This is a genomic window from Dactylosporangium maewongense (assembly GCF_039531485.1).
GTDB lineage: Bacteria > Actinomycetota > Actinomycetes > Mycobacteriales > Micromonosporaceae > Dactylosporangium > Dactylosporangium maewongense.
In genome coordinates this window covers 38,845-52,012 of record NZ_BAAAQD010000010.1, presented here as the reverse complement: position 1 = coordinate 52,012, position 13,168 = coordinate 38,845, and the positions used below count along the sequence as shown (strand labels likewise).

The window sequence follows — 13,168 nt, the reverse complement described above, 5'->3', positions numbered from 1 at the left end:
GTCAGGCCTCCATGACAGGCCTTCGGGTCAGGCCTCCATGACAGGCCTTCGGGTCAGGCCTCCATGACAGGCCTTCGGGTCAGGCTTTCTGCAGGGTCGAGGTGCCGGCCTCGATGACGTACGACGCGCTGGTGCTCACCGGCGCCGTCCGGCTCGCGATCGTGTCCACCGTGCGGGCGTCGGTGCGCCAGCCGTACCGGTCGAGCTCACACCGCAGGTAGCCACGCTTCGAACCGTCGAAGTAGCGCACGTGCGGGTTGAGCGTCGGGTTGACCGCCTTGAGCGGCCCGTCGAACGCGATCGGGAAGTCCGAGCTGATCGACGTCGCGGTCAGCTCGACCGCCACCGACGGCTGCTCGGGCCGGTCGAAGTCCAGCTTGAGCTCGCTGAGCCAGGTCGAGTGGATGTCACCGGCGAGCACGACCGGGTTGGCGACCTTCGCGTCGACGAGGTGCCGCAGCAGCCGGTCGCGCTGCGGGACGTACCCGTCCCACTGGTCGAGGTTCGCCACGATCGGCGGCACCCCGCCGGTCGGGTTCGGGAACTTGACGCGGCTCATCATGACCTGCTGGGCGATGACGTTCCACCGCGCCGGCGAGTGGTCCAGCCCCCTGGCCAGCCACCGCTCCTGGTCCTCACCCGTCAGCGTCCCGCCCGTGTTCGCAGTCCCCGCCCCAGGCAGCCCGAAGTCGCCCGGGAACCCGCCCGGCTGGTCCGTGCGGTACTGCCGCGTGTCGAGCACGTTGATCCGCGCCAGCCGCCCGAAGTCGAACCGCCGGAAGATCCGCAGGTCGGCGCTGCCGGGCTTCAGGTTCGCCCGGATCGGCATGTGCTCGTAGTACGCCTGGTACGCCGCCGCCCGCTGCCGCGCGAACACCTCCGGCGACTGGTGCTGCCCGCCCGTGTCGTCGATCTCGTCCGTCAGCGACGCGTAGTTGTTCTCCGTCTCGTGGTCGTCCCACGTCACGATCCACGGGAACGCGGCATGCGCCGCCTGCAGCAGCGGGTCGCTCTTGTACTGCGCGTGCCGGGCCCGGTAGTCGTCGAGCGTCCGCAGCTGGTCGAGCCCGGGCGTGGCCGGCGTCGTGTGCTGCCGGTCCGCGTATGCGCTGTGCGGGTCGTACTCGTAGATGTAGTCCCCGAGGTGCAGCACCACGTCGAGGTCCTCGGCGGCCAGCCCCGCGTAGGCCGGCCAGTAGCCGTTCTGGAAGTCCTGGCAGTTGACGATCCCGAACCGCAGCCCACCCCGGTCCGCCGACGGCGCCGGCGCGGTCTTCGTCCGCCCGACCGGGCTCAGCTCCCCCAGCGCCCGGAACCGGTAGAAGTACTCACGCCCCGGCCGCAACCCCCGGGCGTCCACGTGCACCGAATGCCCCAGCTGCGGCACGGCGACCGCGTGCCCCGACCGCACCACATCACGGAACCGCTCGTCCGACGCCACCTGCCAGTCGACCCTGACCGGCCGCGCCGCCAGCGGCCCCGCCGCCCGCAGCAGCCGGGTCCACAGGATCACCCCGTCGGGCAGCGGATCTCCGCTCGCCACCCCCAGCGCGAACACCCCCGCGTGCCCCGGCAACGACCCGCCGTGCGCCACGGCCGGGTCCGCCGCCGTCAACGGCAACACCACCGCCCCGGCCGAGACCGCCGTCGTGGTGAGCATCTGACGCCGAGTGACCATGAACCCTCCCCAGAGTTGGATCCGCCCGTCGCCCCACTCTGCGCCACCCCGCCAACGCCTTCCGAAACACCGGACGAACGCCAGCCGCACGTTCCCAGCCGCCTCGTCGCCTCAGCCTTCGTCGGCGGCCTCGTTCACCACGACGATGGGCAGCCGCATTACCCGCGCGACCTCATCCAGGAAGCGGAGGCTGGTGACGAACCATTCACGCCCGGCGGTCCGAGCCACGCTGCGATAGTGATCGGCCGCCTCCAGCAGCCTGTGATAGTCCGACTCCACCGACGGCGCATCACCGCTGTCCGTGCGGTAGATCCGCAGCAGGAGTGGCTCCTCGGGCAATGCCGTGATGCGGGTCTGGTTGCGGAATCGAACGATGACGTCACTGTCGCTGCGGCCCACCTTCATCAGTGTGCGCCCGCTTTCCGGATCGAACGGGTATCGCAGATAGTGCGGCAGCGCATACACGTAGATGCCGACCAGGTTCTGCGACTCCGCCTGCTCGGTCTGCTCCTGCGCCTGCCGCGCCTCGACGACCCGGGCGCCCTCGTCGTTGGACCGCCGCTCAAGTTCGGTGAGGTTGACCTCGAGATACATCCGTGTCGCCGACGACAGCCGCGAGGACCGCAGTATCGACCGGAACTTCCGCGAGACGGCGAGCGCCACCGTCGGCGCGGTCGGCAGATCCCCCTCAACCAGCGCCTTGATGGTGCGACTGACGTTCCAGACAAAGCCCGACGTGGCCACCTGCAGCTCGGCGGCTACCTCGTCCGGCGTGAGCCCTCGCCGCCTTGCGCGATACACCGCACCGAGCCGGGAGTCGTCCTGCTCGAGCAGTCCGGTGATCTCCTCCCGCACGGCATCCGTGGGCCGCACCGGGCCGACCACTGCCTCTGGGTCGGTCTGCGGCACGACCACGGCCGGCTCAGGCACTCCGAATACTTCGTCCACGCCGGCATCCTTCCATCCATGACCGATCCCGCGGGAGTTCGGCGCCTCCCCGGGCACCAGGCCGGTTCGATGTCGTGTGCAAGGCTCACGCCCAGCGCGGCGCCAGAGGCAGCACTCGACACGAGCCATGCGCCCGCCGTTCCTGCCCCCACCGCCCAGGCCGCACCGCTCAAGCCACGCCACCAAGCCGCACCGCCCAGGCGACACCGCTCAGGCCGCACTGCTCAAGCCACGCCGCACAGACGACACCTCTCAGGACCGCGCCACTAAGACGCGCTGCCCCAAGCCACACGGCCCAAGCCGCACCGCTCAGGACCGCGCCGCCGAGACCACGCCACCGAAGCCGCGCCGCACCGCTCAAAGCCGCGCGGCCCAGGCCGCGGGGGCCCAGGCTGCACACCACACAGGCCGCGGCGCGCAGGCCGCGTGGGCCGGGAGTGCCCCGGGGTCAGCTGACCTGGTGCTGGTCTGGGAGCTCGGTCAGGCGGATGGTGCACAGGCCGCCGCGGTCCGCGTGCACGTCGGTCACCTGGAGTTGCGTGCCCGGGGTCAGGATGAACTCCTCCTCGCCGGTGAAGGCGGAGAACCGGCGGATGCCGACGGCGCGGGTGGGGTGGACCTCGAAGAGGGTGCGCTTGCCGCGGCGGCCCAGGAACGCCTCGGCGATGCTGAGCTTCGACGTACATGAGGAGACGCCCCACCAGGTGACGGTCTGGCCGGCCGGGTACTGCGCGCGCAGGTCCATCGACACGCCGCGCCACAGGGGCTCGGTGCGGGCGGGCAGGCGGGAGACGGCGGAGAACAGCAGGCGCAGATACGGCAGGTAGGGCACGACACGGGAGCGGTCGGGGCTGCGCAGGCTCGCGTTGATCTGCCGGTAGAAGGCGGACTCGCAGGTGTAGAGGTAGAGGGCGGCGACCTCGGCGGCGGACAGGCCGTCGGTGTCGGCCCGGGACGTGCCGAACTGGTGCGACTGCTCGACGTGCCAGTCGAGGCCGGCGAGGACCTTCGCGGCGGGGGCGATCGCCTCGCGGAAGTCCATAAGCGGCGTGTCGAAGACGCCGGTGATGGCGGGGAGGGCGAGGCCCTCGTCCTTGACGCTGGCGAGCCGCTCCAGGTAGAGCTGGTGCAGCTCCATTGTGGACGCGATGAAGGCGCCCATGCGGTCGGCGGCGGCGGCCGACGCATTCCACCCCTTGCTCGGCAGCCAGTCGACCTCGTCGGCGCCGAGGGCGTCGAGCGCCGCGTTGACGGTGCCGAAGTGCTCGCCGTCGCAGAAGATGTCGCCCTGGGCGGCCGGGTTGGCGTGGTCGATGTGGCGGACCCGCACGCCGGGATAGCGCTTCTCGAGGCGCTGCACGACGCTCTTCAGGCTGCGGGCGTGCGCGCCCCACCAGGCGAAGACGACGCTGCGGTCGGGCTCGTCGGCGTCCTGTTTGGCCTTGAGGATCTCCTCGACCAGCCGCTCGACGACGGGGCGCCAGAACGCGGTGTGCTGGTCGGTGGCCATCGCGCCGTCGCTGCTCGCGGTCAGCGACGCGTTGAGCAGCAGCACGCCCTGGGTGAGCATCGCCTGGAACCACTCGGGCGGCTGCACGGTGTCGTGCTCGCGCAGCAGCTTGCGGATGTCGGCGATCGGCGTCTTCTTCGGGATGCCGTGCTTCCACATCGCCGCGGCCTTGATGATGCAGCGGATGGAGATGACCTTGCCGAACTGGCTGTCGTCCCAGTCGTGGAACGTGTTGTCGAACATGGCGATGCCGGTGGCGCTCTCCGGCCGTGGGTAAGGATTCTGCCCGAAGACGACGACCTTCCACTTGTGCGGAGGGTTGGGCTTCAGCGCCTGGAACGTCAGCTCCCGCACGGGCACGACCTTCGGGCTGCGGCCCGGGCCGATGAACGAGGCCGCGGCCGGCTGCGCCTCGATGACGGGCTTCAGCAGCGGCAGCCACGGCTCGCCGCCACCGCTGAACAGCTCGGCAAGGCCCAACTCGTCGTCGCTCATGATGCCCCCAGGTCGCCGTCGATGGGGCCAGGCCCCGAAAACGCCCGGAGACTAACACCGACCTCTGACATTTTTTCCGCCGAAGCGCACCCGGTACGGTCCGGCGGAAACCGAAGCCACAGCCGAAGTCCGATCGGAGCGAGCCATGCCCGAAAGCGTCACCAACACGCAGCTCAAGGTGGTCCTCAGCGACGTCAACGCCAAGGTCGTGCAGGCCTGGCGGTCGGCGTTCCAGGACAATCCCGAGGTCGAGATCGTCAAGGGCTCGATCCTCAACCAGCGGGTCGACGCCTGGGTCAGCCCGACCAACTCGCAGGGCCTGATGGACGGCGGCGTCGACGCCGTCGTCAAGCGGCACCTCGGCGCCGGCATCCAGCTGCGGGTGCAGCGGGCCATCCGCGATGGGTTCGCCGGCACGTTGCCGATCGGCAGCGCGGTGTGTGTCCCGTCCGGCGCCGCCACCCCCAGGTTCCTCATCTCCACCCCGACGATGACGCAGTCGGTGCAGAACGTCCGCGAGACGCTCAACGTGGCCCTCGCGTGCGCGGCGGCGTTCCAGGCGATCCACATGCAGAACGCGGCCGAGCCCGGCAGCATCACGTCGGTCGCGCTCGTCGGCATGGGCGCGGCCACGGGCAAGGTGCCGCCGCAGGTGTGCGCCAACCTGATGTGGGCCGGCTACACGCTGTTCGGCGACTACTCGTTCGACGACTACGACGAGCTGCGCGCCACGGTCAGCGCCCAGCTGGACGACATCGAGCGCCGCCCGGAGCAGGAGCGGGTCCGGATCACCCCGCCGCAGCGCCGATAGGCGCTTGCACGAGAACTGCACGCGCCCCGGGTCACGCTGCCATCGTCGAGCGTGGCCCGGGTCGAGGATGGTCGCACATGTTGATGGTGGGGTTCGTGGTGATGCTGCTCATCGGGGTGGTCCACCTCGTCAAGGGGGTCCGCTCCTCGGGCAGCGACCGGCGGTTCCTGGCCCGCGCGGTCCGCGTGCCCGGCGTCGTCGTCGACGTCAGCTGGGATTTCGTCCCCACCGCCTCCGGGGTCCAGCTAGGGATGCCCATCTTCCAGTACCACACCCGCGAAGGCCGCCCGATGCGCGCGACGGACCCCGTCGGGGCGAACCCGCCCCGCTTCCGGCCCGGCACGCCGGTCGCCGTCCTCTACGACCCCAAGGCCCCGCACGTCGCGAAGCTCGAGGCGAACCTCGGCACTGGCAAGGGCCTGAACATGCTCAGCGCCATCGGCGGTACCGCCGCCGCCATCGCCGGCCTGATCGGCCTGGTCGTCATGCTCAGCGAGTAGCGGCCGGCATCGACGGGTACCAGCACCGGCATGCGCCTCGCGTCACTCGTCGCCGTCCGTCTCCTGTTGCCGGTGCTGCTCCTGTACGGACTGCTCGTCGGACTCGGACTCCTCGTGACGAGAGCGCTACCCGGCGTGTGGCCGCTGACCGTCGAGGACAGCGTCAACCGTGCCCTGGCGGCGGAGCGCACCGGCCCGCGCACGGACGTCTCGCTCGTGTTCAGCACCATCGCCAGTACACCGGCCATCATCGCCGTCACAGCGGTCGCCGCGACCGTCCTCGTCCTTCTCCTGCGCCGCTGGCGCGAGCCGCTGTTCCTGTGCGCGGCCGTGAGCGCCCAGGCGGCGGTGTTCCTGTTCACGACCCTCGCGATCCACCGGCAGCGGCCGGCGGTGGAGCGCATGGACGGCTCGCTGCCCACGTCGAGCTTCCCGTCGGGGCACACATCCGCCGCCGTCGCGCTCTACTGTGGACTGGCGTTCCTGCTGGCCCGCGCCGCCACCCGCCCCTTCACCCGGGCCACCGCGTGGGCGCTGGTCGCCATCCCGCTCGGTGTGGCGTTGACGCGGATGTACCGCGGGATGCACCACCCGAGTGACGTCGTCGCGTCGTTCGTCAACGGGGCGGCCTGCCTGTACATCATGGCCCGCGGCATCCTCGACAAGACCGTGCCCTGGAACCCGGGCGGCCGCTCCGCCGTGCCCCGCCGGCGCGAGTCCACCACCGGCCCGCTCACGACGGCGGCACCCCCGCGACCCCTCCGACCGGGACCGGCGGGCCCCGCCGCGACCTGACGCCCACCGGCGCCGCCGCAGACCGCACCCTATTCAACCGACCCAGCCCTTCGTGGCCGCCCACGGACGGCACTCTGCAACCCACCGCCCGCGGACCGCACCCCCTGCAACCCACCCGGCACTCCATGGCGTCCGCGGACCGCAGGCCGGGTGCCGGCCTGCGTCCGGGTCGCCACGGCGAAGCGGCACGGGGCGGGTCAGGCCAGCTTCACCACCTGGCGGTCGTCGGCCGAGCGGCGGGCGGCCTCCAGCACGGCGAGCGTCGCGATCGAACCGGCGGGGTCGACCGGCGGCGGCGCGCCGTCGCGGAGGGCGAGGACGAGGCCCTCGTAGAAGCGCTGATACGCGCCCGCCTCGGTCGCCACCGGCTGGTCCTGCCCGTCGACGGTGAGCACGCCGTGGCGGGCGGGGTCGTCCTCGCCCCAGCCGGGCTCCGTCGGCAGGCGGCCCGCCCGCAGCGCGTCCTCCTGCACGTCCATGCCGTGTTTCGTGTACGCCGCGCGGTCACCCAGCACCCGCAGCCGCGGCCCCGGCGAAGCGGCGAGCGCGCTCATCCACAGGTGCGACCGGGCGTCGCCCTCGTGCCGCAGCGCCACGAACACGTCGTCGTCGACCTCGATGCCGGCGCGGCGGGTGTGGACCTCCGCGTACACCTCGGTCGCCGGACCCAGCAGCTGCAGGGCCTGGTCGACGAGGTGGCTGCCGAGGTCGTACAGCAGCCCACCGGCCTCGGCGGGGTCGGCGCTCTCCCGCCAGCCGCCCTTCGGCACCGGCCGCCACCGCTCGAACCTCGACTCGAACCGCAGCACCCTGCCGAGCGCCCCGGACTCCACCAGCCGCCGGGCCGTGAGGAAGTCCCCGTCCCAGCGCCGGTTCTGGTACACGCTGAGCAGCAGCCCCCGCTCGGCCGCCAGCCGCACCAGCGCCTCGCCCTCCGCGGCGGTCGCGGTCAGCGGCTTGTCGACCACCACGGGCAGCCCCGCCTCCAGCGCCGCCCGGGCCAGCGGCGCGTGGGTCCGGTTCGGCGAGGCGACCACCACCACGTCGAGCTCGCCGGCCGCCGCCCACAGCTCCTCGGCCGCCGCCAGCAGCGTCGCTCCGGGGTACGCCTCGGCCGCGGCGCGGCGGCGCTCCGGGTTGGCGGTGACGATCGCGCTCAGGGCCAGCCCGGGCGTCGTGCTGATCAGTGGTGCGTGGAACGCCGCGCCGGCTGTGCCGTACCCGACCAGCCCGACGCGCAAGGTGGTGTCGCTCATGCCCTGAAGTCTCCCCTACCCCGCCGCGGCCCATGCGGAGATCCCTGCCCGAGCCCGTCAGCGGAGTGCGGCCCACCGGCACGACACCCGACCGCGGCGGTCGCGGGCTTGCGGTCATGTCACGAGGTCCTGCAGGTCGCGGGCGATCTCCGAGTACGTGACGGCGTCGAGCCCGACCGGCGCCACACACGCGGCGCAGGCCACGCCGGCAGCGGTCCTGGCGGGCGCGACGCCCCCGTCCTGCGGCCGCCGCCCTCCGGGATGGTCATGCAAGACACGGACCGTCACGGTCTGCTCGCCACTGCCGTCGGACCGGCCGACGAACACGCCAGGTTCCAGGTCGACCACCACCAGCCAGCCGCCTGGCACCCGCCGCGTCACCGACCGGATGCGCCCGCCGTCGCCTGCCTGTGCGCGGACCCAGCCGCGCCGGTCGAGGACGTACAGCCGCCGCGCATCGGTCGTCCGCCCGTCCACACCGAGCCGCGCGGCAAGGTCCTCCCCGGGACGGACCGCGCTGCCGGCGCTTGTTGCGGCGGCTGGCTGGTGTACGGCACGGCCCAGCTGAACGAACGGCTGAACGATCTCGTAGTCGGCGAACAACCGCACCCAGGCACCGAGACCTTCCCCCAGGGTGACCGGATGCACGATCCCCACCACGGCGTCAGCGGCAAGGACGAAGGGCTCGTCGTCGACGTCGCTGAACGTGAGGTCCTCCGCGACACGGAACGCGGCAAGGAACGCCCCGCCCGGGCCGTCACCAGCGGCGGAGAACGTCGCCCAGACAAGGCGGCGGGCGAGCTCACGCAGCACCGGGTGGGCGACGATGCTGTCGCGGAAGCCGGCGGCAGACCAGCGCCGCTGATCGACCATGGCGACTTCGAGGCGGCGGGTCTGCTCGGCGGCGATGGTGCGGGCTTCCCTGCGCAACTCGGCGAACCGGGCATACGCCGCCGGCGCCAGCACCGAGTCGTCCTGCACCCCGGGCTTCGGCAGCTCCCGGCGGAGCAGTTCCCCACGACGCGACTCCCCGCGGCCAGGGTCGCTGCGGTGGTGGGCGGGGTCTTCGAGGACGTACGGGCGGAGTTGTTCGTCGAGACGGACGGTGAAGCGCCGGGGGCCGTAGTCGAGGGTCAGGGCCCCGTCGGCGGGGAGGTCGAGGTCCGGCACGAGACGGTCCGCGAGCTCTTCCGCACCGAGCCCGACGGTGGCCGCGGCCTCGGCGGCCCGGCGGCCGGCGTGCTCCTTCAGCTTGCCGCGAGCGCTCCCCGCGATGCGAACCAGCTGCCGCAGCGCGCCGAGCGACCCGACACCCGACGGCGGACCGGCAAGGCTCGGCGGGTCAGCCGCCGGCAGGCCAGGCGTCGGAGAGTTGAGGTCGGGGGTTGAGGGAGCGACGGGAGCGGTGCTCAGGGTGGTGAGGATGTCGACGGCGACCCGGGCGTTGGTCAGCTCGCCCGCGGCGGGCCAGGCGAGCGCGAGCGGGGCCAGCCGCGCCGCTGTCGAGTCGTCGCCGATGAGTCCGAGCGCCGTGAACGCCCACCGCTGCGATGCGGGGCTGCCCGCGGCGCGCCAGCCCTGGTAGAGCGACCAGCCGAACTCCGCCAGGCTCCCCGGGTCGCAGACCTGCCGGACGACGGCAACCCCCGCGTACGGGTCGTCGAGGGTCGACATGGCCAGCATCGTCACGAAATGCCGGGTCGCGTCAGCAGGCAGAACCGCGTCGACGGGCGGAACCGCGTCAGCGGGGCGGACCGGGTCGGCGGGCTGGGTGGAGCGGACCCGGAGGGCGGGCAGGAGCAGTGCGTCGGCCCAGGTGGGCGTGGTGGGGATGCGGGCGGGGAGCAGGTGCAGCGGGTCGGTGGCGAGCAGGGCCTGGACGCCGGCGAGGGCGGCCGGGCCGTAGCGGTCGGCTGCGGCGAGGACGGTGGCGGTGTGTCCACTTCGGACGAGGAACCGCAGGGCCGCGGAGGCGTCGCGGCGGGCCGTGACGGGGCGGGCCAGCGCCGGTGGGATCAGCGCGGACGCGGCCTCGGCCGGGTGGCGGCGCAGCCACTGCTCGGCGACGGGCCGGGTCTGCGTCGAGCGGGCGAACCAGCCGGCCATCCATGCCGCGACGTCGGGGCCGACCCGGTCCAGCAGCGCGTCGGCGCTCGCCGCGGCCCAGGGGCCGCCGCCGGGGACGGCCGGCGGGTCGGGGCAGGCCAGGCCGGGGACGACGGGGGTGGCCGGCGCGGTGGTGGTCCAGGGCGGGGTGGCCAGGATCGGCGGGACAGCGGCCGGCGGTGCGGACTCCACGCGCAGCATCGCCCCGACGCGGGCGGCGGCGGGTGGGCTGAGGGCCGGCAGCAGGCGGGCGGCGCGGGCGGGGTCGGCGCGGACGTGCGCGGCGAGCAGCACGTCGATCGTCGGTGTGGCGGGGGCCTCGGCGAGGCGGCGCAGGGCCAGGTCGGGGAAGCGCTGGATCGCCTTGGCGAGGGCCGGACGCACCCGGCGCTCGCCGGAGCGCGAGACCAGAGTGTCGAACGCGGAGTCCGTCGGGAACGTGGCGAGAACCCCCGCCGTCCACGCGACGGCGTCGGCGGTCAGCGGCTCGGTGCGCAGCCAGTGCGTGAGGTGCGGCTCGATGGCGGGGCCGATCGCCGCGGCCAGGCCGGAGATCGTCGGCTCGTCCCAGAACAGCCACTGCGGCGCGACGACCCGCAGGAGCACGTCGAGCTGGTCGAGGCTGCGGACCGACGGCAGCAGCAGCCGGCACATCGTCTCGTCGCCGGCCGCGGCGAAGGTCGCGCAGTCCTCGTCGACCCAGGCCGTCACGGCCGGTGCGAGCAGTGAGGCCGTCAACCGCCGCAGCGGCCGCGGGTCGGACCGCAGCGCGGCGAGATCCTCCGCCATCGCCGCAGCCTCGGCCGTGCCCGACACCGCCGCCTCGGCCACGCCCGCGCCCGGCCCGACCGCCGAAGCCCCAGCCACACCCGACCCGGTCGCGCCCGACACCGCAGACGCTGCCACGCCCGACCCGGCCGCCCGCGGCGCCGCCTCGGACAAGGCCGCGCCCGGTGCCATCCCCGCAGCCCCGGCCGCGCCCGGAGCGACCGCCGCAGCCTCATCCATGCCCGGCACCACCGCTGCGGAGACGGCCGTGGGCGGCACCACCGTCGCGGGGGCGGTCGTGAGTGGCGCGGGAAGGTGTGGCCGCAGTCGCAGGGCGAACCGTGACCAGGCGTCGCGGAGGAACGCCTGGCGCGGGCCGGCGGGCGTGGACCAGGTGACGAGCGCCGTCGCGCCCGTGCGGCCGGCGCCGGCGTAGAGGCCGGCGAGCTCGGCCACCGCCCGTGCCACGTGCCGGGCCCCGTGGGTCGCCACCCAGGTGTCGACGAGCGCGTCGAACTCGGACTCGGGAAACCGGTCGAGCCGCCGCGCGAGCACGGCGACGGCGACCGCGAGCCCGAGCGGCGAGGACGCGGGAGCGGCGGCGATCTCCGGAGGCGTCTCGACATGCCCGAGCACCGCGGGCAACGCTTCATCGAGCAACTGGCGAACAGACATCAAGCACCCCCCGATGCCGTCACCATAACGCCACCCCCCGACAAAAAATCCGGGGACGATAGCGTAGGGATCATGTTCAGCGTCGCCCTCACCGAAGCAGCGCAGCTACGGCCGCTGGAGCCGTGGCAGGCCGGGGAGTTCCTCGCCCACATGGACCGCGCCAGGCAGACCGTCGACCCGTGGATCCCGTGGGCCGGGGTCAGCACGGACCTGGAGACGGCGCGGGCGACGCTGCAGCGGTACGCGGACCTCGCCGCACGTGACGCCGGCCGGCTGTTCGGCATCTGGCTCGACGGGACGCTCGTCGGCGGGACGATGTTCGTCGCGTTCGACGCGCAGGCCGGCACCTGCGAGATCGGCTGCTGGCTGGAGCCGGCCGGGCAGAAGCGGGGGCTCATCACGATGGCGGTGCGGGTGCTCATCGACTGGGCGGTGAACACCCGCGGCATCCACCGCGTCGAGTGGCGCTGCCGGACGGACAACACGGCCAGCAGCGCCGTAGCACGCCGCCTCGGTATGCGCCGGGACGGCGTGCTGCGGGAGGTTCACCCGTACAAGGGGATCCGTCACGACCTCGAGATCTGGTCGCTCCTGGCGTCCGACGGCTTCTCCAGCGACGGCCCCTCCGGACCGCCCTCCAACGAAGGCTCCGCAGACGGCTCCGAAGACGGCTCCGGCGCGTGACGCAGGCTCAGCAGCACCGACCCCGCCAGCACGGTCACGACCACCGCCAGGCTCACCAGTGACGGGATCTCCGGCACGGAGGTGCTGATCGTCTTGTGCGCGGCCTGCAGGACCAGCTTCACGCCGATGAAGGCGAGGATAATCGCCAGCCCCTTCGACAGGTACCGGAAGCGGTCCAGCATCCCGGCGAGCAGGAAGTACAGCGCCCGCAGGCCCAGGATCGCGAAGGCGTTGGAGGAGTAGACGATGAACGTGTCGTCGCTGACCGCGAGCACCGCCGGCACGCTGTCGACGGCGAAGACCAGGTCGGCGGCCTCGATCGCGACCACGACGACGAGCATCGGGGTGGCGACCCACTTCACGCCCTGCTTGACGAAGAACTTCGCACCGGAGTACTCGTCCTGGACCGGCAGCACCTTGCGCACCAGGCGCACGGCGATGTTGGTGCTCGGGTCGTAGTCGTCCTCGTCGTCCTTCAGCAGCTTGTACGCGCTCCACAGCAGGATCGCCGCGAAGACGAACAGCACGACCGTGAACTTGCTGATGATCGCGACGCCGGCCGCGATGAAGATCGCCCGGAAGATGAGGGCGCCGATGACGCCGTAGAAGAGGATGCGGTGCTGGTACTGCTTGGGCACCGCGAAGTAGCCGAAGATCAGCGCGAACACGAAGAGGTTGTCGACCGACAGGCTCTTCTCCAGCAGCCACGCGGTCGTGAACTCCACGCCCGCCTCCGCGCCGAGGGTGGCCCAGACGAGGCCGGCGAAGGCCAGCGACAGCGCCACCCACACCGCGCTCCACTTGGCGGCCTCGCGGAAGCCGATCACGTGTTCCTTGCGGTGGGCGAGCAGGTCGACCGCGAGCATGACGACGACACCGATGCCGAACGTCGCCCACAGCCAGATCGGTACGTCGAGCATGAACCATCCCTCCAGATAGCAA

General features: G+C 72.6%; 10 protein-coding genes. 4 read left to right on the top strand and 6 right to left on the bottom strand.

Annotated features, from left to right (window positions below; all coding sequences use genetic code 11):
- Positions 1-79: 79 nt before the first annotated feature.
- The 3 genes from ABD332_RS24840 to ABD332_RS24830 form a co-directional block, all read right to left on the bottom strand.
- Positions 80-1,678 (bottom strand): alkaline phosphatase D family protein, encoded by a 1,599-nt coding sequence (locus ABD332_RS24840; RefSeq protein WP_344504492.1) that lies wholly within the window; start codon positions 1,676-1,678, stop codon positions 80-82.
- A 111-nt stretch (positions 1,679-1,789) separates the two neighbouring features.
- Positions 1,790-2,626 carry a GIY-YIG nuclease family protein gene (locus ABD332_RS24835; RefSeq protein WP_344504491.1) on the bottom strand — a complete coding sequence of 279 codons (837 nt, stop codon included), beginning with the start codon at positions 2,624-2,626 and terminating at the stop codon, positions 1,790-1,792.
- Between the two features lie 448 nt (positions 2,627-3,074).
- Positions 3,075-4,631 (bottom strand): ADP-ribosyltransferase domain-containing protein, encoded by a 1,557-nt coding sequence (locus ABD332_RS24830; RefSeq protein WP_344504490.1) that lies wholly within the window; start codon positions 4,629-4,631, stop codon positions 3,075-3,077.
- 145 nt (positions 4,632-4,776) lie between these two features.
- On the opposite strand from ABD332_RS24830, the gene ABD332_RS24825 reads away from it, so the two are divergent.
- The 3 genes from ABD332_RS24825 to ABD332_RS24815 all read left to right on the top strand — a co-directional run bounded on the left by ABD332_RS24825 (position 4,777) and on the right by ABD332_RS24815 (position 6,737).
- Complete coding sequence (locus tag ABD332_RS24825; protein ID WP_344504489.1) at positions 4,777-5,442, top strand: macro domain-containing protein; 666 nt, start codon at positions 4,777-4,779, stop codon at positions 5,440-5,442.
- A gap of 77 nt (positions 5,443-5,519) precedes the next feature.
- A complete protein-coding gene (locus tag ABD332_RS24820) occupies positions 5,520-5,942 on the top strand; it encodes a DUF3592 domain-containing protein (RefSeq protein WP_344504488.1) in 423 nt (140 codons plus the stop codon).
- A 30-nt stretch (positions 5,943-5,972) separates the two neighbouring features.
- On the top strand, positions 5,973-6,737 hold the full coding sequence (locus tag ABD332_RS24815; RefSeq protein WP_344504487.1) for a phosphatase PAP2 family protein: 765 nt from the start codon (positions 5,973-5,975) through the stop codon (positions 6,735-6,737).
- A 197-nt stretch (positions 6,738-6,934) separates the two neighbouring features.
- Here the strand turns inward: ABD332_RS24815 and ABD332_RS24810 are convergent, their stop codons facing one another.
- Together ABD332_RS24810 and ABD332_RS24805 are read right to left on the bottom strand one after the other, a co-directional pair.
- A complete protein-coding gene (locus tag ABD332_RS24810; RefSeq protein ID WP_344504486.1) occupies positions 6,935-7,993 on the bottom strand; it encodes a Gfo/Idh/MocA family oxidoreductase in 1,059 nt (352 codons plus the stop codon).
- Between the two features lie 114 nt (positions 7,994-8,107).
- On the bottom strand, positions 8,108-11,542 hold the full coding sequence (locus tag ABD332_RS24805) for a DUF4132 domain-containing protein (RefSeq protein ID WP_344504485.1): 3,435 nt from the start codon (positions 11,540-11,542) through the stop codon (positions 8,108-8,110).
- A 72-nt stretch (positions 11,543-11,614) separates the two neighbouring features.
- Between ABD332_RS24805 and ABD332_RS24800 the strand changes: the two genes are divergently transcribed.
- Positions 11,615-12,226: a GNAT family N-acetyltransferase gene (locus ABD332_RS24800; RefSeq protein ID WP_344504484.1), complete on the top strand. Its 612-nt coding sequence runs from the start codon at positions 11,615-11,617 to the stop codon at positions 12,224-12,226.
- On the opposite strand, the gene ABD332_RS24795 is transcribed toward ABD332_RS24800, so the two are convergent.
- The gene (locus ABD332_RS24795) at positions 12,109-13,146 is read right to left on the bottom strand and encodes a TerC family protein (protein WP_344504483.1); all 1,038 of its coding nucleotides are present in this window, start codon (positions 13,144-13,146) and stop codon (positions 12,109-12,111) included. The genes ABD332_RS24800 and ABD332_RS24795 overlap by 118 nt on opposite strands.
- Positions 13,147-13,168 lie beyond the last annotated feature (22 nt).